The sequence below is a fragment of the Vibrio sp. V38_P2S17PM301 genome (genome assembly GCF_009904845.1).
GTDB classification, from domain to species: Bacteria; Pseudomonadota; Gammaproteobacteria; order Enterobacterales; family Vibrionaceae; genus Vibrio; species Vibrio proteolyticus.
The window spans coordinates 1-20,850 of sequence record NZ_WXWO01000021.1; the positions used below are offsets into that span (position 1 = coordinate 1).

The 20,850-nt window shown below is 49.1% G+C and carries 15 protein-coding genes; 9 read left to right on the forward strand and 6 right to left on the reverse strand.

Going from position 1 to position 20,850, the window contains the following annotated elements:
- The first annotated feature begins 492 nt into the window (after window positions 1-492).
- Window positions 493-2,040, forward strand: coding sequence for a DUF3360 family protein (locus CAG64_RS04300; protein ID WP_021704129.1), 1,548 nt, complete (start codon window positions 493-495; stop codon window positions 2,038-2,040).
- 284 nt (window positions 2,041-2,324) lie between these two features.
- Window positions 2,325-4,601, forward strand: coding sequence for a formate C-acetyltransferase (gene pflB / locus CAG64_RS04305; protein ID WP_161447815.1), 2,277 nt, complete (start codon window positions 2,325-2,327; stop codon window positions 4,599-4,601).
- A gap of 126 nt (window positions 4,602-4,727) precedes the next feature.
- Here pflB and CAG64_RS04310 read toward each other — a convergent pair whose 3' ends face one another.
- Window positions 4,728-6,608 (reverse strand): methyl-accepting chemotaxis protein, encoded by a 1,881-nt coding sequence (locus CAG64_RS04310; protein WP_161447814.1) that lies wholly within the window; start codon window positions 6,606-6,608, stop codon window positions 4,728-4,730.
- 229 nt (window positions 6,609-6,837) lie between these two features.
- On the opposite strand from CAG64_RS04310, the gene pflA reads away from it, so the two are divergent.
- From pflA to CAG64_RS04340, 6 genes are all read left to right on the forward strand, one after another.
- The gene (pflA, locus tag CAG64_RS04315) at window positions 6,838-7,578 is read left to right on the forward strand and encodes a pyruvate formate lyase 1-activating protein (RefSeq protein ID WP_021704132.1); all 741 of its coding nucleotides are present in this window, start codon (window positions 6,838-6,840) and stop codon (window positions 7,576-7,578) included.
- Window positions 7,579-7,660: 82 nt separating this feature from the next.
- Window positions 7,661-8,314, forward strand: coding sequence for an energy-coupling factor ABC transporter permease (locus CAG64_RS04320; RefSeq protein WP_443084054.1), 654 nt, complete (start codon window positions 7,661-7,663; stop codon window positions 8,312-8,314).
- Between the two features lie 126 nt (window positions 8,315-8,440).
- A complete protein-coding gene (locus tag CAG64_RS04325) occupies window positions 8,441-8,941 on the forward strand; it encodes a YfbU family protein (protein ID WP_021704134.1) in 501 nt (166 codons plus the stop codon).
- Window positions 8,942-9,386: 445 nt separating this feature from the next.
- Window positions 9,387-11,321, forward strand: a complete 1,935-nt coding sequence (locus CAG64_RS04330) for a PrkA family serine protein kinase (protein WP_021704135.1) — start codon at window positions 9,387-9,389, stop codon at window positions 11,319-11,321.
- Window positions 11,322-11,416: 95 nt separating this feature from the next.
- Window positions 11,417-12,688 carry a YeaH/YhbH family protein gene (locus CAG64_RS04335; RefSeq protein ID WP_021704136.1) on the forward strand — a complete coding sequence of 424 codons (1,272 nt, stop codon included), beginning with the start codon at window positions 11,417-11,419 and terminating at the stop codon, window positions 12,686-12,688.
- Window positions 12,689-12,698: 10 nt separating this feature from the next.
- Window positions 12,699-14,243: a SpoVR family protein gene (locus tag CAG64_RS04340; RefSeq protein WP_021704137.1), complete on the forward strand. Its 1,545-nt coding sequence runs from the start codon at window positions 12,699-12,701 to the stop codon at window positions 14,241-14,243.
- 79 nt (window positions 14,244-14,322) lie between these two features.
- Here CAG64_RS04340 and kdsB read toward each other — a convergent pair whose 3' ends face one another.
- Genes kdsB through CAG64_RS04365 form a run of 5 tightly spaced genes read right to left on the reverse strand, consistent with a single transcriptional unit; the run spans window position 14,323 to window position 19,964 of the window.
- On the reverse strand, window positions 14,323-15,075 hold the full coding sequence (gene kdsB / locus CAG64_RS04345; RefSeq protein WP_021704138.1) for a 3-deoxy-manno-octulosonate cytidylyltransferase: 753 nt from the start codon (window positions 15,073-15,075) through the stop codon (window positions 14,323-14,325).
- Entirely contained in the window at window positions 15,075-15,254 is a 180-nt protein-coding gene (locus tag CAG64_RS04350) for a Trm112 family protein (RefSeq protein ID WP_021704139.1), read from the reverse strand. The genes kdsB and CAG64_RS04350 overlap by 1 nt, the downstream gene beginning before the upstream one ends.
- Complete coding sequence (lpxK, locus tag CAG64_RS04355; protein ID WP_161447810.1) at window positions 15,235-16,242, reverse strand: tetraacyldisaccharide 4'-kinase; 1,008 nt, start codon at window positions 16,240-16,242, stop codon at window positions 15,235-15,237. The genes CAG64_RS04350 and lpxK overlap by 20 nt, the downstream gene beginning before the upstream one ends.
- Before the next feature lie 2 nt (window positions 16,243-16,244).
- Window positions 16,245-17,993: a lipid A ABC transporter ATP-binding protein/permease MsbA gene (msbA, locus tag CAG64_RS04360; RefSeq protein ID WP_161447809.1), complete on the reverse strand. Its 1,749-nt coding sequence runs from the start codon at window positions 17,991-17,993 to the stop codon at window positions 16,245-16,247.
- Between the two features lie 33 nt (window positions 17,994-18,026).
- Complete coding sequence (locus CAG64_RS04365) at window positions 18,027-19,964, reverse strand: DNA internalization-related competence protein ComEC/Rec2 (protein WP_161447807.1); 1,938 nt, start codon at window positions 19,962-19,964, stop codon at window positions 18,027-18,029.
- Window positions 19,965-20,279: 315 nt separating this feature from the next.
- On the opposite strand from CAG64_RS04365, the gene CAG64_RS04370 reads away from it, so the two are divergent.
- Window positions 20,280-20,789: a DUF2062 domain-containing protein gene (locus CAG64_RS04370; protein WP_021704143.1), complete on the forward strand. Its 510-nt coding sequence runs from the start codon at window positions 20,280-20,282 to the stop codon at window positions 20,787-20,789.
- Window positions 20,790-20,850: the final 61 nt, after the last annotated feature.

Sequence of the window (20,850 nt, forward strand, 5' to 3'; positions counted from 1 at the left end):
TTTCTGGATACTATGCCACTTTATATGATTAACAATTCATAAATTAGCATTTTAAACTTATAAACCCGCATAAAACCCACATCGACAAAACATTTCTCGCCATCATGCTTATTAACAAATTGATAAAAACAAGACCCTCCTCACCCTTTGAGGTTATATCCGGCTGCGACAACAAAATCTCTTGTCTAAGCGTCTAATTAACATCACGTTTTGTAAAAAAACTACGCGGTTCAATTTGTGTTCATTCATGTTGATTATAGGTTGTGTAGTTTTCTTTCACATTCTTTCATAAGCTGATCTAAATCAATCACCCTTTAGGGTAAGCAAGCTACACTCGCCAACAAGGTAAAAGCCCTCTGAGGCCAGCATTGTCGCCACGGTTGACTACCATTAAGCACGACGAACCTCGTGCCTGATACGCCGTTCAGACATGCCGCAGGATGCGAATAACAACAAAACCAATGAACTTTTTATTTTTGATACGAGGAATCTATGTCAGACGCCGTTAAGAAACCGCACTCTGATTCGGACATTGAGGACAAAAGCTACCGTGAGCTGCACCGTCCGGCATCCGAGTTTGCCAGCCGTTCAGACTATCTGGACCATGAACTGCAAATCATGAAACCACGTCGCTTTGGCCTCAACTTGCCAGGCCGCGACTTCCGTTTTGAACTTGAAGACCTGGTCCCTGCGCTTGCAGGTACAATCGGTATCATCGCAATGTACTCTGCGGTGATGATGTCTTGGGCTGAGGGCCTTACCGCTGCATGGGATCATGTCAATTTGGGTAAAGACTTCGCTATCGAAGTTGCCCGTGTAGAAATGCTCATCCCTGCACTTCTTTTCTGTGTGCTTGCCTCTGGTTTTATTAACCCTAAAGCCAACCTGGCTGGTAACCACGGTCCAATGATCCCTCTTATCGGTACCATAGCTCTCGCTGGTGCTCACCCTCTTGCATTGGCAATCCTCATCGGCGTATTCGGTCTTCTGCTTAGCTTTCTTAAAGGTGGTTCCAAACTGGTGAACCTCACCTCTGAGGGTACTGCCGGTGGCTTGCTTATCTTCCTTGGTCTGACAGGCACCATGAGCCAGATTACCTCTATCCAGGATTGGGCGGTCGGCCTGCAATCATCGACGGTTGAAGCGGGTAGCATGGGTTACGTTGGCCTGATCGTACTTGCGGTCACTATCGCGCTCTATGCGTTCCTTGCCAAAGTGAACAAGCGCTGGCTGGCAATTCCTGTGTGTGCTTTCACTGGTCTTGTTATTGCTCTGGTACTCGGTGCCGGTTTTGATATCAAATTTGTGACTGAGACAGGTTTGCCAAACCTCAACCCTGTTTACTGGTGGGGCGGCACTGAAGAAGGTTGGATGCTGGGTCTTCCTAACATGGAACACTTCATTGCATCATTACCGTTTGCGATCCTTGCTGTCGCAATGTGGTCACCAGACTTTCTTGGCCACCGCATCTTCCAAGAGCTGAACTACCCTAAAAAGACTGAAAAAGTGTTGATGGACGTGGATGACACCATGACCATGTGTTCTGTCCGCCAAATGGTCGGTACCGCTGTCGGTGGGGGTAACATTACCTCTTCTTGGGGGACTTACATGATCCCAGCCGCCATTGCAAAACGTCCTATCCCTGGTGGTGCCATTCTTCTTGGTCTGCTGGTGATGATCATTGCGATCCTTGGTTTCCCTATGGACATCGCAGTCTGGCCACCTGTCATGCGCGTTGCTTTGCTAGTGGGCGTATCTCTGCCACTACTGGAAGCAGGCATGCAGATGGTGAAAGACTCGAAAGACTCACAAGCAGCAGGCATCTGTATCTTTGGTTCTGCAGTCGTTAACCCTGTCCTCGCCTGGGCACTCACGATGCTATTAGATAACAACGGCTTAATTGGTGACAAAGAGCGCGCGGCTCGTCTGTCATTTGTCGACAAGATTGTGATCCCGGTAAGCGTACTTGTTATCTGTTTAGTTGCTATGCTTGCAGTTGGTATGCTTGAGAGCCAATATGGCATCAAAGCTTGGCTGTGATTAAAAAAATGTGTGGGTGGTGTCTATCGCCACCCACTTTTTATCAACTTTTTTTAGCATTTATTGATTTAGTTTAAGGTTTGCAGGTTTTTTTTAGTTTAACTTGTACTTGTGGACAGAGAATTAGCCCTAAAGAGTAGTAACAATATTTATGGTCCTATGACCGCGATTATCGACTATACATATTGTTATTCATAAAGAGTGTACCAGCCCGCAACGCAGGTTTTAACTGGCTCAACGGTTAAAAGGTACGTATTTTTTTCTACTAAAAAGGTAGGTATGTCATGGCAGAGCAATTTGCTAAAGCTTGGGAAGGTTTTGCAGCAGGCGACTGGCAAAACGAAGTAAACGTTCGTGATTTCATTCAGAAGAACTACACTCCGTACGAAGGCGACGAATCTTTCCTGGTTTCTGAAGGTACTGAAGCAACAAACAAGCTTTGGGCTAAAGTAATGGAAGGCATCAAACAAGAGAACGCAACTCACGCTCCTGTTGATTTTGATACCTCTGTTATCTCTACCATCACTGCTCACGATGCAGGCTACATCGAAAAAGATCTTGAAACTATCGTAGGTCTACAAACTGAAGCGCCTCTAAAACGTGCGATCATCCCTAACGGTGGTATTCGCATGGTTGAAGGTTCATGCAAAGCCTACAATCGTGAACTAGACCCTCAAGTTAAGAAAATCTTCACCGAATACCGCAAAACTCACAACGCGGGTGTTTTCGATATCTACACTCCTGATATCCTTGCATGTCGTAAGTCTGGTGTACTAACTGGTCTTCCTGACGCATACGGTCGTGGTCGTATCATCGGTGACTACCGTCGTGTTGCGCTGTACGGTATCGACTTCCTAATGAAGGACAAACTGGCTCAGTTCACTTCTCTTCAAGAGAAATTTGAGAGCGGCGAAGACCTACAAATGACCATGCAACTTCGTGAAGAGATTGCTGAGCAACACCGCGCTCTAGGTCAAATCAAAGCTATGGCTGCGAAATACGGTTTCGATATTTCTCGCCCAGCAGAAACAGCACAAGAAGCTATCCAATGGACGTACTTCGGCTACCTGGCCGCTGTTAAGTCTCAAAATGGCGCAGCCATGTCTCTGGGTCGTACTTCTACATTCCTGGATGTGTACATTCAACGTGATATCGAAGCTGGTAAACTGACTGAAGAACAAGCTCAGGAAATGATCGACCACTTCGTCATGAAACTACGTATGGTTCGTTTCCTGCGTACGCCTGAATACGATGAGTTGTTCTCGGGTGACCCAATCTGGGCAACCGAATCTATGGGTGGTATGGGTCTTGACGGCCGTACTCTGGTAACACGCACCAACTTCCGCTTCCTGAACAGCCTGTACACTATGGGTCCAAGCCCAGAGCCAAACATTACGGTTCTGTGGTCTGAGCAACTGCCTGAAGGCTTCAAGAAGTTCTGTGCCAAAGTGTCTATCGATACTTCTTCTATCCAGTACGAAAACGACGATCTCATGCGTCCAGACATGAACTCTGACGATTACGCCATCGCGTGTTGTGTATCTCCAATGGTTGTTGGTAAGCAAATGCAGTTCTTCGGGGCGCGCGCTAACCTGGCAAAAACCATGCTTTACACCATCAACGGCGGTATTGACGAGAAGCTGAAAATCCAAGTTGGTCCTAAGATGGGCAAGATCGAAGGCGAATACCTGGATTACAACGAGCTGTGGGAAAAAATGGACCACTTCATGGATTGGCTAGCTAAGCAGTACGTGACTGCACTAAACAGCATCCACTTCATGCACGACAAGTACAGCTACGAAGCTTCTCTGATGGCGCTGCATGACCGTGACGTGAAACGTACCATGGCTTGTGGTATCGCAGGTCTGTCTGTTGCCGCTGACTCTCTGTCTGCCATCAAGTATGCGAAAGTGAAACCTGTACGTGACGAAGATGGTCTGGCAATCGACTTCGAAATTGAAGGCGACTACCCTAAATTCGGTAACAACGATCCTCGCGTCGATGACATCGCATGTGAACTGGTTTCTGTGTTCATGGGTAAAATCCGTAAGCTTAAGACTTACCGTGATGCGATCCCTACTCAGTCAATTCTTACTATCACTTCAAACGTAGTTTACGGTAAGAAAACTGGTAACACGCCTGACGGTCGTCGTGCGGGTGCACCATTTGCACCAGGTGCAAACCCAATGCACGGTCGCGATGAGAAAGGTGCGGTAGCGTCTCTGACTTCCGTGGCAAAACTGCCGTTTGCGGATGCACAAGATGGTATTTCATACACCTTCTCTATCGTACCTAATGCGCTGGGTAAAGACGAAGGCTCACAACGTGCTAACCTGGCTGGCCTGATGGACGGTTACTTCCACCATGAAGCCGGTGTAGAAGGTGGGCAGCACCTGAACGTAAACGTTCTTAACCGCGATACATTGCTGGATGCTGTTAAACACCCAGAGAAATACCCTCAGCTAACTATCCGTGTATCTGGATACGCTGTACGTTTCAACTCTCTGACTGCTGAGCAGCAACAAGACGTTATTGCCCGTACTTTCACCGAATCTCTGTAAGATCTAAAGTGCTGTCAAGGCTCGCCAATTGGCGAGCCTTTTTTATTTCTGCGCCTCAGACCAAGTCTCAGTTATTTTCATGCTGAATAACGAAGCCGTTCCGGGTACGCCTCGTGACAGCCTGACTCACACCGTAAAACGCTGGCAATCGGAATTCAAGCTGGAGGAGCGTTGATCCACCGCCTGACTGGTATCGCGCAAGTGGTCATTATTGCGCCCCAGAGCTTCCATAGCAGACGAAATTTGCGTCATGCTGTCCGCCATCGACTGACTGGTGGTCGCCAGCTCTTTAATTGAGGCAAAAATCACGTCTGTCTGATGCGCGGTTTCTTCCGCCTTGGTGGTGATATGAGATAGCGCACTCATCGCCTGGCTACCACGCTCCCGGCCCTGATTCATCGATGACTCCGACTGGCCAATATAATGAATGACCTCCGCACTCTCTTTCTTCAGAGTTTCAATCGTTTCACTGATTTCCGATACCGCATCGACCGTTCTGACCGCCAGACTGCGTACCTCATCCGCCACAACCGCAAACCCACGCCCCTGCTCACCGGCGCGCGCCGCCTCGATGGCGGCGTTCAGTGCCAACAAGTTCGTCTGCTCAGCGATGTCGTTGATGATGTCCATTACGGAATCAATTTTGGTTGAAGCCTCTTCCAATTGCTGAATGTGACCAGCGGCGGAATTTAAAATGACACCGATCTCTTCTATCGAATTAATCGCAGCGCCAATCACTGTCGCTCCCTGTTCCGCTGCTTGCGTGGATGACTGGCTGATTTCAGCCACAAACTCTAGCGAATTAGACACTTCCTGAGTCGTCACACTGACTTCCTCTGTCGCGGAAGCCAGTTGCTGGGTTTGACCAAGCACCTCTGTCTGGCTGGTGGCCAGATTGTCCAGTTCCAGGTTCAGTTTGGCCGCATCTCCGGACAAGGCTTGACTGCTTTGTTGCACCCCTTGAACCAATTCGCCCAGATTCTGACAGCTCTGATTGATGGCAATCGCCAACTGGTTAAATTCGTCGTTGCGATTATTGGTTTCTGTCAGACGCTGCGACAGATCCCCCCGAGCAATCGCTTTAATGGCCAGAGTGATGTGACTAAGCGAACGGGTCATCGATACGCTGATACTGAGGAACATCGCAAAGATAAGTAAAGCCAGAACTGCACACGCAATCAGCACTGACCATTTCGTTGAGCTGCTGCTGGCCAGCGCCTGAGTCTGATAATCGTCACTAATGCGACTTAGCTGACTGGTGACCGTTTCAATCACGCCCACAAACGCCTGCTCACTGCGGACCAGTTGAGTTTCAATATCGCCGAGTTGTTGGGATAACTCACTGACTTGCACGAATGTCGCTTTGAACTGCTCAATCTCTTGTTCATACAACTCCAACATGGCGTAAGTATTGGACATGTTTTCAAACCCGGCCACAGCTCGATTGAAACGTTTCAGGTTGTCTTCATTAGGCTGCAACAGGTAATTCTGCTGGGCTTTTATCATCGCCTGAAAATCAGAATTCAGCGTCACCATTCCGGTTTCCGCAATCTTATTCTCGATTGTAGTTGCAAGTGTCTTCAGCGTGCCAAGTTTGCCATCGTCAACACTAAACCCCAGCTCGGTTTTCAGGTTAAGCCATGGCAACAATGCCTGTTCGAAGCTACCGGCCGTTCGCTTGACCTGCTCAGCGTTATCAGACAATCCTATCTGGTTGAGAAACGCGAGGTTCTCCTCCACTTTTTCGAGCAAAGTGGTCAACGCCTGACGAGTTGACGGCACCTGCTGCGCAGTCAACTGGCTCATTTGTGACGCCAGTGAGATAAGCTCGGTTTGGGTTTGATAGATGGAAACCACCCCATGATTGACCTCGGAACTGCTCTGATACTGAGCGTCCAAAGAACCCAGGCGGGTTGAAGTGAATACTCCCAGACTGATGAAGCCAAGAGAGAGTATGATCAAAAGCAGCGTAATTTTGTGTTTCTGCGATAGTGCAAGCGCGTCCATGCAACATCCTTATCATCGTTTATGATGAACCACTGATTGGAGCCAAATATCTACATTCTCAACTGATTAGTATTTATTCTTTTTATAACAACTTTATAACATAAACTGTATCGGACGAAACGTATTTTTCTTTATTTACAAAATGACGGAAATGAGATTTCGCTAACCCTATTTAATCCCTACTTTTTGTAATAAAATAACAGCTTGAATCCTTACGAGAGATGAGCACATGTCAACAACGGGTCGTATTCACTCATTCGAATCTTGCGGTACAGTCGACGGACCTGGTATTCGGTTTATTGTTTTCATGCAGGGTTGCCTGATGCGCTGTATGTACTGCCATAACCGGGATACATGGGACACGCATGGTGGCAAGGAAGTGAGCGTCGACGAGATCATGCAGGAAGCTCGCTCGTACCGGCATTTTATGAAAGCCTCCGGTGGAGGCATCACCTGTTCCGGTGGCGAAGCCATGCTACAACCAGAATTCGTCCGCGATCTGTTTCAGGCAGCCCAGGCTGAAGGTATCCACACTTGTCTGGACACTAACGGCTACGTTCGCAAACATACGCAGGTGATTGACGACGTGCTGGACGCAACCGATCTGGTGATGCTCGACATCAAGCACATGAAAGATGAAATTCATCATGATTTTATCGGTGTTTCGAACAAGCGTACGTTGGATTTTGCCCGCTACCTACATAAAATCGGACAGAAAACCTGGATTCGCTATGTGGTGGTGCCGGGTTACACCGATGATGATGAAGCTGCCCATATGCTGGGTGAGTTCATTAAAGACATGGACAATATTGAGAAAGTCGAGTTGTTGCCTTACCACAAACTTGGGGCACACAAATGGGAGGCGTTAGGCCTAGATTATCCATTAGAAGGCGTGCAGCCACCGACGAAAGAAACCATGGATAAAGTCGTATCAATTCTTGAGCAATATCACTCTAACGTAAAATACTGATACCAACTGTCCCCGGTTTCGTAAAAAATACCAGCTCATCGCTGGTATTTTTGTAAAGGAGTCAGGGTTGTTTCTCGAAGAACTGTTTGCTTTGGTGGTGGTATGCCTGGCGGTGGCCGTCGCTCTCGGTGATTTTCGTGCAGCGTTTCTGCCCAAGTTCACGACCGAAAAAAGCTTTCAGCACCTGACATACGCGGTGATTTTTGCCCTTTTTCTACTTTGGTCTGCTCAGGCAGGCATTAAAGAAGGCCTTACGATTCACTTTCTTGCCCTGACAACCCTAAGCTTGATGTACGGCTGGCGTATTGCATTTTTGCTCACCATTCCAGTTGCTTTTGCGCTCGCGTTAACCGGAAAACTGACACTGGTCGATATTCCGGAATACCTGATGTTGTCGAGCCTGATTCCTATTTTGATCAGTTATGGCGTCTTTCTTCTGAGCTATCGCTGCCTGCCGCGCAACATCTTCGTGTTTATCTTTGTTGCCGGATTTTTTAACGGCGGACTGACCGGCAGCCTGCATCTGACGATTAACACCGCCTATCAAATGATCCTGGGCAATTACGACTGGCAGACGGTGCGGGATAACTACCTTATTCTGGTCCCCTTACTTGCCTTTCCGGAAGGGTTATTGAACGGCATGTCACTGGCAATACTGTCCGTTTTCAAACCAGAGTGGCTGCGCACGTTCTCCGACCGTGATTACATTTATAACCACCATCATCGTAATAAATAAATCGCGTTTTGGTGGCGATTTATTACACTTTTCATATTAAATCCGTGTTGAGATCATGTTTCAGCGCAGAGACTTGCTGGTAATCTGGCTACAGCAAATAATCATAGTTTCTTAGTGAGGGCCCCCATGGAAATGACCAACGCTCAACGCCTGATTTTGTCTAACCAGTATTATCTGATGTCTCAGATGGATCCGGACAACGCGACCAAGTATCGACGAATGCAAACCATCGTTGAACGCGGGTATGAACTGCAAATGCGCGAGCTGAATAAAGATTTCGGTTGCCTACCGGAAGAAAAGTGTCGCGAAATCATCGACATGATGGAAATGTATCATGCGATGCAGGAGTCATTTAACATGCTCGATGCAACACAGCAAAAAGACGTCGACGCGCGCCGATTGCAGTTTCTTGGCTTTGACATTGCAACAGAATCCCAATTGGTTCACTACGTGCGTTTTTTGGTTGAGTCAGAGGGCCTCTATCCTCAGTTTGATAAAGGCGATCACCATTTCAATAGTCAAACCCCGATGTTCGACAAATATCGTCGTATGTTGACCACCTGGCGTCACTGCCCACGTCAATATCATTTGTCTACCACCGAATTAAAGCAGATCTTTAACGCTTAAGCTCCATTTTACGCCTCTGAGTCAAAAAGGCGGCGACCGTCGCCTTTTTCCTGTCCCACCCACCTAATTATCTGGCTGATAAACAAAAATACATTATTCACCCTATTAGAACGTCCGCACTCCTCGCTTCTGATCATTTTGCCTTTTCATTGCGTAATCACTCGTAAGGTCACCCGAATACTTGGTTGTATTCAGATCAGTGATAGTGAATCCAGCCGTTTACACCTGCACTAACTGAGCAGACCAGTCGTTTATCTGCCGTCAAGATACTGAAAATATTCAGCTCAAATATGAACGGAGCGACTGCACAAATTTACGCAACCGATCGTAAATAAACACATATTTTTTAAGCAAAATTACAAATACCAACTAGTCTTAGAAGTAAAGGATTTGTAGTCCATTGCGAGTTGTTTGTCACTGTGACAGGTTCAGAGGGGAATTGATTATGAGTATTTTCGACCACTATCAAGCACGCTACGAAGCTGCCAAGGATGAAGAGTTATCCATACAAGACTTCCTGGCGCTGTGTAAAGAGGACAAAAGTGCCTACGCGAACGCCGCTGAGCGCCTTCTAATGGCTATCGGTGAGCCCGAGCTCGTCGATACCTCACACGATCCCCGCCTCAGCCGGCTGTTTTCGAACCGGGTCATCTCCCGCTACAAAACTTTTCAGGACTTTTATGGCATGGAGGACTCAATTGAACAAATTGTGTCGTACCTAAAACACGCTGCACAAGGTCTCGAAGAACGCAAGCAAATCCTGTACTTACTTGGTCCTGTCGGGGGCGGTAAATCATCACTGGCCGAGAAGTTGAAAGCGTTAATGCAGCAACTTCCTATTTATGTGCTATCCGCGAACGGCCAGCGCAGCCCGGTTAACGACCACCCATTTTGTCTGTTTGACGTCAATGAGGACGGTGAGCTGCTCAAGCAAGAATACGGTATCGAGCAACGCTATCTTCGCTCGATCATGTCTCCTTGGGCGGCCAAACGCCTGCATGAGTTTGGTGGCGACATCTCTAAATTCAAAGTGGTAAAAGTTCGTCCATCGATTCTGGATCAGGTCGCCATAGCTAAAACGGAGCCTGGTGATGAGAACAACCAGGACATTTCATCTTTGGTGGGTAAAGTCGATATTCGTCAACTGGAACACTATTCACAAGACGATCCCGACGCATACAGTTACTCCGGTGCCCTGTGTAAAGCCAACCAAGGGTTAATGGAATTTGTCGAAATGTTCAAAGCACCGATCAAAGTTCTGCACCCATTGCTAACCGCCACACAGGAAGGCAACTACAACGGGACCGAAGGACTTTCGGCGTTGCCGTTTGACGGTATGATTCTCGCGCACTCCAACGAATCAGAGTGGCAGACGTTCCGCAACAACAAAAACAACGAGGCCTTCTTGGATCGGGTGTACATTGTTAAAGTGCCCTACTGCTTACGTGTGTCCGAAGAAGTCAAAATCTACCAGAAGCTGCTGGATCATTCCGAACTGGCTCAAGCGCCCTGCTCGCCAAGCACGCTTGGCTTGCTGGCACAATTTAGTATTCTGTCACGCCTGAAAGATCCAGAAAACTCATCCATCTATTCGAAAATGAGGGTGTATGACGGCGAAACGCTGAAAGATACCGACCCCAAAGCGAAAAGCTACCAAGAATACCGTGACTACGCTGGTGTGGATGAGGGCATGAGTGGTCTGTCGACCCGTTTCGCGTTCAAAATTCTTTCGCGTGTGTTCAACTTCGACCAAACGGAAGTGGCGGCTAACCCAGTCCACCTGTTTTACGTCATTGAGCAGCAGATAGAGCGAGAGCAATTCCCACAAGAAACCGCTGAGCGCTACCTGGAATTCCTGAAAGGGTATCTGGTGCCACGCTACATTGAGTTTATCGGCAAAGAGATTCAGACCGCGTATCTTGAGTCCTACTCCGAATACGGTCAGAACATCTTTGATCGCTACGTTACCTATGCAGACTTCTGGATCCAGGATCAGGAATACCGAGATCCAGAAACCGGACAGTTGTTTGACCGTGCCTCACTCAACAGTGAACTGGAAAAAATCGAGAAAACAGCTGGTATCAGCAACCCTAAAGATTTCCGTAACGAGATCGTTAACTTCGTATTGCGTGCCCGCGCCAACAACAATGGGCAAAATCCGGTGTGGACCAGTTACGAAAAACTGCGCACGGTTATCGAGAAAAAAATGTTCTCCAACACGGAAGAATTGCTGCCTGTTATCTCCTTCAATGCCAAAACCTCTTCGGAAGATCAGAAGAAACACGACGATTTCGTTAATCGTATGATGGAGAAAGGCTACACCGAGAAACAGGTCAGGTTGTTGTCTGAGTGGTATTTGCGCGTACGTAAATCCTCTTAACAGCACCTACAACGCGGAGAAATGGTCAGTGTGAGTGCTCGTGGGCACTCGCACCCGCCTCTTTCTAGGTGTATACGGACATTAAGGGGTCACTTATGGCGCAATTCATTGATAGACGTCTGAATGGCAAAAATAAAAGTGCAGTGAACCGGCAACGCTTCCTGCGCCGTCATAAAGACCAGATAAAAGAATCAGTTGCAGACGCAGTCAATCGTCGTTCGATTACGAACACCGAGACCGGCGAAGATGTGTCTATTCCACACCGGGACATCAAAGAACCGACCTTTCACCAGGGCCGCGGCGGCATGCGTGAGCGTGTTCATCCCGGTAACGACCAGTTCATCACTGGCGATAAAATTGAACGCCCCAAAGGAGGCGGTCAAGGCGGTGGAGCCGGAGAAGGCGACGCCAGCCCGGACGGCGAAGGTCAGGACGAATTTGTATTCCAGATTTCAAAAGACGAATACCTCGACATACTCTTCGAGGATTTAGAGCTGCCTAATCTGGAAAAAAACCAAATTAATAAAATCACAGAATGGAAAACCCATCGCTCGGGTTACCAAACCGCAGGCATGCCCTCAAACATTGCTATCGTGCGTTCGCTGCAGCAATCTCTTGCGCGCCGCACGGCTATGACCGCCAGCAAAAAACGTCTGCTCCAGGAGTTAGAGGAAGAACTGGAGCGAATTGAAAATCAAGAACCAGCTCAGGTTCTGGAAGAACGACGCCTGAGAAAAGAGATTCAAGAGCTACGCCAAAAAATCGAGAGCGTACCATTTATCGATACTTTCGACCTGCGCTTCAAGAATTACGAAAAACGCCCGGTTCCGTCCAGCCAGGCAGTGATGTTTTGTCTGATGGATGTGTCTGGTTCAATGGATCAGGCAACCAAAGACATCGCCAAACGTTTTTATGTTCTGCTGTATTTGTTCCTAACCCGGACCTACGAAAACGTCGATGTTGTGTTCATTCGTCACCATACGCAAGCCAAAGAAGTCGATGAACATGAATTCTTCTACTCTCAGGAAACCGGGGGCACCATCGTTTCAAGCGCTCTGAAACTGATGAAGGAGATCATTGCGGAACGTTACCCGGTTGGCGAGTGGAACATCTATGCCGCCCAGGCATCCGACGGCGACAACTGGGCAGACGACTCACCACGCTGTAAAGAATTGTTGGTAAATAACTTGCTGCCTAACTGTCAGTACTACTCGTATATTGAAATTACCCGCCGATCCCATCAGACGCTGTGGCATGAATACGAGAAAATAGAAAACCAGTTCGACAACTTTGCAATGAAAAACATCCGCACTGTTGACGACATCTTCCCTGTGTTCAGGGAGCTATTCAGGAAAGAAACCGCTTAGGGAGGCCGTTATGACAGCGACCACAAGAACAAAAGCGAAAAAAAACACTAAGTGCCTGCCGGATGGCCCCGATTGGACGTTCGACCTGCTTGAGCGTTATCACAAAGAGATCAAGCGGGTAGCCGAACACTACCGCCTTGACACCTACCCCAATCAGATTGAGGTGATCACGTCAGAGCAGATGATGGATGCCTACTCCAGTATTGGTATGCCAATCAATTATAATCACTGGTCGTTCGGTAAAAAATTCATTCAAACCGAACAAGGCTACAAACACGGTCAAATGGGACTGGCTTACGAAATAGTCATCAACTCGGACCCGTGTATCGCCTACCTGATGGAAGAGAATTCAGTAACCATGCAGGCGCTGGTTATGGCGCACGCCAGCTATGGACACAACTCCTTCTTTAAGGGTAATTATCTGTTCCAGGCCTGGACTGATGCCAGCTCCATCATTGACTACATGTTATTTGCGAAAAATTATATCGTCGAATGCGAGGAAAAATACGGTGTCACGGAAGTCGAAGCCCTGATCGACTCGTGTCACGCGTTGATGAATTACGGCGTGGACCGCTATAAACGTCCGGAAAAAATCTCCATTGCGGAAGAGAAAGCTCGTCAGGAAGAGCGTGAAGCGTATCTTCAATCTCAAGTCAACGAGCTGTGGCGAACCGTGCCAAAGTCTAAAATTAAAGCGGAAGATCAGAAGCAACGCTTTCCGAGCGAGCCGCAAGAAAACATCCTGTACTTCATTGAAAAACATGCTCCCCTGCTAGAGCCCTGGCAACGTGAGATCGTCCGGATCGTGCGTAAAATCAGTCAGTATTTTTACCCTCAGAAACAGACTCAGGTGATGAACGAAGGCTGGGCCACCTTCTGGCATTACACCATTCTGAACCATCTGTACGATGAGGGCCTGGTATCGGACAAATTCATTCTGGAGTTTCTCCATAGCCACACCAGCGTGGTCGCGCAGCCGCCTTACAACAGCCCGTATTTCAGCGGTATCAACCCTTACGCGCTCGGTTTTGCGATGTTTCGTGATATTAAACGGATTTGTGAAGAGCCGACCGATGAAGACAAAGAGTGGTTCCCGGATCTGGCTGGCAGTGACTGGCTGGAAGCCGTTCACTTTGCGATGCATAATTTCAAAGATGAAAGCTTTATCAGTCAATACCTGTCACCCAAGTTGATCCGCGACTTCAAGCTATTTTCCATTGTCGATGACGACCGGAAAAACTTCATTGAAGTGAGTGCGATCCATGATGAAATGGGTTACCGGCAGATCCGAGAAAAACTCGCTGCCCAATACAATCTCAGCAACCTCGAACCAAACATTCAGGTATATAACGTCGATGTTCGCGGTGACCGTTCTCTTACCCTTCAGTACGTTCCGCATAATCGCGTTCCACTGGATGAGAGCTATAACGAAGTGTTGAAACACCTTTACCGCTTGTGGGGATTTGACGTCATTTTAGAAGAGGTCAAAGATACCGGAAGAAGAGAGATTTTAGCCACGTGTCCGCAGCGCAATGACTACGACACCAAAATTTGAGTTTGTGTATCGTCAAACTTAAGGTCACCCTCAAACCAATAAAAAGCTCCCTAGGGGAGCTTTTTATTATTGGATCGAATCACTTGGAGGCTACGATTTTGCGCACTGCATCCAAGTCCTCTGGGGTATCCACGCCCGCTGCTGGCGCTTCTTGCGCAACGGCCACATGGATTTTTTCGCCGTACCACAGCACGCGCAACTGCTCCAGAGACTCAATTTTTTCCAGCGCCGACGGTGCCCAATTCACATACGTGTTAATGAAACCAGCACGGTAAGCGTAAATGCCAATATGCCGCATCAGTGGCTGAGCAATATGTGCCGGCTGCGAAGAAAATTGGTCGCGATCCCATGGGATCGTGGCGCGGCTGAAATACAACGCGTAGCCGTCTTTATCAGTCACGACCTTAACCGCATTGGGATTGAACACTTCCGCTTCATCGCTAATTTCAACCGCCAGCGTTGCCATTGGCGCGTCACTGTTGGCCAAATTGTTGGCCACTTGAGCAATGATCGTTGGTGGGATCAGGGGTTCGTCGCCCTGAACGTTCACGATAATGTGTGAGGCATCGATTTTCAGCCGTTCAATCACTTCCGCCAGACGCTCGGTACCAGATTCGTGTTCGGCTGAGGTCATGCACACTTCACCGCCAAACGCTTCGACGGCTTGTTGCACACGTACGTCATCGGTTGCCACAACCACACGATCCGCCCCGGCTTGTCTCGCCTGCTCATAAACCCACTGCACCATAGGTTTGCCACCGATATCAGCAAGCGGCTTACCTGGTAAACGAGTAGACTGATAGCGTGCAGGGATAACAACGGTAAAAGCCATTATCTTCCCTCATCCATCGACATGGTGCGCGCTTCAGGCTCGAGCAATACCGGGATGCCATCTTTGATCGGATAGGCAAGACGATCCAGTTTACAGATAAGTTCCTGGCTGTCTTTATCGTAAGTCAGTTTGCCTTTACATACCGGGCAGGCAACGATCTCAAGCAGACGGTGATCCATATTGTTCCATAACCTCTTTAATTCGATTTAAGATTCGCAGCTCATCCTGTTCACTAAACCTGGCATCAACTGGCAAATACCACCAGTTATCCGCTGCAAATTCACGACATTTTACTGCGTCTTTTTCTGTCATTATGACGTTCGTCCCCTGGCTTGCAAGTGCTTCCAGCTCAGACGCTTGATATTCCTGATGATCCGCGAACCCCTTGGTTACGACCAGATCAGCACCCAGTTTTTCCAGCGTGGCAAAAAACCGCGGCGGGTGACCAATACCGGCGAATGCCACCAGCGCTTTCAACTGACTAACCAAAGTTTTGTCGGCGTGCGTTAAGTTCACCGCCAGGCCCGGGCTGAGTGTCATTGCCATTTCACCCGGCTGCGGGTCACCACCGTTGTTGATGATAAAATCAACCTCTTCAAGACGACTGAGCGGCTCACGCAGTGGTCCTAACGGGATCAAAGACTGATTGCCATAACGGCGAGCACCATCCATAACACTGATCTCAATGTCACGCTGCAACGCATAGTGCTGCAGTCCATCGTCGGTAATGATGATATCAACGCCTAACGGCAGCAACGCGTCTACGGCGTCGCTACGTACCGGAGACACTGCAACGGGTGCCCCGGTGCGTTGTGCAATCAACTTAGGCTCATCGCCGCAGTGAATCGCTGGCGTTTCTGGCGTGACAACCAGAGGATACAGGGGCGCTTTAGCGCCATAACCACGGGACACCACACCGGGCGTATAACCTTGCTGTTGCAGACGCTCAACCAGCCACACCACCATCGGCGTTTTCCCATTCCCACCCGCGGTAATATTGCCAACGACCACGACCGGAACCGGTGCCCGATAACTGTGCTTTTTGCCGGATTGATAATCCTGTTTTCGGCCAGCACTGATATGGCGGTACAGCTGACTTAGCGGCCACAATAGTGGCCACAACAGATATTTGAGTGGATGATTTTTGTACCAGATTTTCTCAATCACGCTTACTCACCAAACTGAATACGATGCAACTGAGCATAGGCGCCATCTTTGGCTATCAACTCAGCGTGCGAACCACGCTCGATGATTTCACCCTCATCCACCACCAGAATCTCATCGGCGGCTTCAATGGTTGACAGTCGGTGAGCGATCACCAACACCGTTTTATCTTTTTGCAGCTCATCCAGCGCCATCTGAATCGCTTTTTCGCTTTCTGTATCAAGCGCCGAGGTGGCTTCGTCGAGAATCAGCACCGGCGAATCACGCAACAAGGCACGTGCGATGGCGATACGTTGACGCTGCCCGCCAGACAAGCTGGCGCCGTTTTCACCAATCATGGTGTCTAGGCCTTCGTCCAGATTGTCAATAAACTCCATCGCATGAGCCAGCTTGGCCGCCTGTTCAATTTGTTCACGGCTGTATTGCTCTTTCGCCGCATAGGCGATGTTGTTGGCGATGGTGTCATTGAACAAATGCACGTTCTGCGACACCAGACCAAAATGCTGACGCAGGTTAGTCAACTTGTATTCACGAATATCGTGGCCATCAAGCAGTATCGAACCAGAATCGACGTCATAGAAACGAGTAAACAGATTCGCAATGGTACTCTTACCTGAGCCAGACCGCCCAACCAGAGCCACGGTTTTGCCCGGTGGGATATTGAAACTGACATCTCGCAGCGCCGGTTTTTCCTTACCGCTGTACGTGAACGTCACGTGTTTCACTTCAATATCGCCACGCACTTGCTTGGTTTCGTAATCACCGTTGTCCTGCTCCGTATCCAGATCGATCAGAGCAAATAGTGTTTGGCTCGCTGCCATACCGCGCTGGAATGTCGACGTCACGTTGGTTAGCGCTTTCAGCGGGCGCATCAAACCAAACATCGCCGAGAACACGACCGTAAATGTCCCCGGAGTGAGCGTTTCACGAATGGAGTCCACACTCGCCAAGAAAAGTACCGTAACCAGCGCAATAGAGGCGATAATCTGAATCACCGGGTTGGCGATAGCCTGCGCTGACACTAACTTCATTGAGTGCTGGCGCATGCGGTTACTGACTGAGTCAAACCGTGCGCTTTCGACATCCTGACCACCGTAACTCAGCACCACTTTGTGGCCTTTCAGCATTTGTTCAGCGGAAGTTGCAACATGGCCCATCGTGGTTTGCATGTTCTTGGAAATCTTGCGAAAACGCTTAGAAACGATCCCAATCGCCCAAGCGACCAGAGGCGCAACCACCAGCAGAACCAGTGATAACTGCCAACTGTTCCAAAACATCAGGGTCAGCAGACCAATGATGCTGGCACCTTCACGTACAATACTCACCAACGCTTTGCTGGTCGCTCCTGCCAGCTGCTCGGTGTCATAAGTGATGCGTGAAAGCAAGCCTCCGGTGGACTCTCTGTCAAAGAAAGACACAGGCATATGCATGAAATGATTGAATATTTTTCGGCGAAGTAGCATGACCACGTTGCCAGAAACCCAGCTTAGGCAATAGTCAGAAACAAAGCTACTCACACCGCGCACCAACATCATGCCAAAAATGATGAATGGCAGAATTTTGAGAAAATTGGATTGAGTGTCGCCAAATCCTTCATCAAGCAGCGGTTTGAGCAGAGAAACCATGTAAGTATCTGCGATAGCGTTGATCACCAGGGCGACAACCGCCACACCCAGTCCCGCTTTGTATAAGCGGATGTAAGTCCACAAGCGACGGAACGTCTGCCAAGTGGTCTCGTCTTGATTCAATGACATATACGAATGGTACTTTTGATTGTATTAATCTTCCTATTCTACTCGCTTCCGCAAGATATGCCTATACCAAGACTCTCTTTGTCGCAGGCTTTCCACCCGCCACTGGCCTTGCTCAACCAAGAGCGAAATTTGCCCATTGTGACCCGTGTCCAACCAAGTGGTGCCCGCCGCCTGATAACGCGATACCACCTGATCCGCAGGCATTCCCCAGCGATTGTCCCGAGCTAAAGAGGCAAAAGCATAATGAGCCCCGACCGCATCGACAAACGGCTGGATTGACGAAGTTTTACTCCCATGATGCGGCACAATCACTATCTCACTGCGCAATAACTGCGGTTGACGGACCAACATCCACTCAACCAGTGCATCAATGTCACCCGTCAACAACACCCTGACGCCGGAAACAGGATCGCTCAAGCGCAAGACGCACGAGTGCGAATTGTACGCGCGCATCACTCCTTGTTGCGGCCACAATACCTCAAAGTCCAGGCCGTTCCACCGCCAGGTTTGCTTAGCAATGCATGGTGAAAAATCGGGAGAGTCCTGGCTGGCACGAATCCAACCCGGTGACCATGCACGTTGAATCTGTTGCCAGCCACCCGAGTGATCGGAGTCCATGTGACTGAGAATCAGTCCATCCAGAGAGCGAATATTGCGTTTACGCAGAAACGGCAAAATCACCGCATCGGCCATACTGCCGTTTTCCCACGCCAAACCGGTATCATAAACAATGGCCCGGCGATTTTTATCGATCACCACAGCGAGGCCATGGCCGACATCCAGGACATCCAGACGCCATCGGTTCACGCTTTGCGGCCTGTCGGTTAACCAACCCGCCATCACACAAAGCATCAATAGCCAGAGTCGCGCAGAGCCACTCAGCAAGGGCCACAACAGTGCCACGACCAACATCATCCCGAATCGCAGCATCCAAACCGCGTTGAGTGTCCACCAGAGCTCTCCCACCCAGTCAATCGCGTAGATAACCGGTTTCAGCGTCCAGGCAACGCCGTTCCAAAGCACCGTCGCTGTATCGGGTAGCACCGCACTGAACGTCAGCCCGGCTAAGGTTAAGGGCACAACAAAAAAGGAAAACCAGGGCACAAAAACGAGGTTGTACAAAGCGCTGGCCAGGGTAATGCCATCGAAAAACCATAAACTGACTGGCAGCATACAAGTCACCAGCCAGAGTTGCATTTTCGTCAGCCTGATGAACAGGTTGTCAGTCACAGACTGGCGAGCCAGATAAGTGAACACCACCGTGACGGCGAGAAAGGATAACCAAAACGAGACCGCCAGCGAAGCCAGAGGATCCCACAGCAACACCAACGCAAGCGTCGCCAATATCCGCCCGACCAGACTCACCCGTAAATTCAGCAACGAGAACAAGACATTGAGCAGACACATGATCAGCGCCCGTTCGGTGGGAAGCGAAAACCCCGCCAGCCAGGCATAACAAGCGGCCACCACGCAGCCCAGGAGCCAGGGCAACAATAGCGCACGATACGACAACCGCAACAACAGCGTGCCCATCATGAACCCGACGGAGAAAGCGATACCGATGTGCAAACCGGAAATGGCCACCAGATGTGCCAGCCCGCTATTGCGCAGCGACTGCCATAAGTCAGGCTCAATCTCACCTCGGTAACCAAACGTCAGAGCCAACAACAGTGAACGCTCCGGACTGGCCGCTAACGATTGTCGAATCAGTGTGAACAGCCGGCTGCGCAGGTGATTGGGTGATTCACTGAACCAGGATGAACCTTTAACAATCACTGCACGCGCCAACAAGCGCTGACTGAACGCGTAACGTTCGCGATCAAAACCGACTTCATTTCTGAGCCCGATCATACTCTTCAACGACACTTGCGCCGTCACTACCTCACCTGGCATTAGCGGACGCGGCGCAATCAACTGAACACGTGGCTGCTGAAAGTAGGACAAGGGTTGGCCATTGATGGCGGTAATCACCACTTTTCCATCATATCCGTGACTTATTTGCTTAAAAAAGCTGTCAACGTCGGCTTTTATGGTAATATCCTGACCTGCTAGGAACAGAGAATCTGCTTGCCATCGCAGTACGTTGCCTTGAAAGAGGATAACGAGAATTGCAGCTAAACTTCCTGTCAGGCATCTTAACTTTCTGTACTTCAGACTTGTTATCAAGACGATCAGAACAGGGACACACCACAACCCACAGGGCAGGGTCAGCCAGTGTGGTGACGTTAAGAGTGTGAGACTGAACGAAGCTAACGTCCAATAATTTGATAAGAGAGTCATCGCCCCATGCCAAGAAAATTTATCAAGCGTTTCATGCCAGATCACGAGGTCATCAAACGTCAGAAGGCATTGAAAATTTTTGGCAATGTTCTGTACAACCCGAACCTGTGGTGTTTAAACCGCCGCTCTGCCGCCGGCGCATTTGCGGTCGGCTTATTCATGGCGTTTGTTCCGCTCCCCAGTCAGATGATCATGTCAGCCGGACTGGCGATTGCATGCGGTGTCAATCTGCCACTGTCCGTTGCACTGGTCTGGGTCAGCAATCCGATCACCATGCCGGTTCTGTTCTATTTTGCTTACAAACTTGGCGCCTGGGTAATGCATGTCCCGCCACAACCTTTTCATTTCGAACTTTCGTGGGAATTTTTGTTGCACCAGATGCAAACCATCGGACCGCCATTCCTGCTCGGCTGCATGATTTGCGGCGTGGTCAGTGCCATCGTGGGTTACTTTGGCATTAAAGGTTTGTGGCGCTACTCTGTCGTGAGAAGCTGGCAGAAACGTCAGCAACGGTAGTTCACCACCTCACGTGACAGAAGGCCGAAAACAGACAATTGCGATCAGGGATATTTTTCTG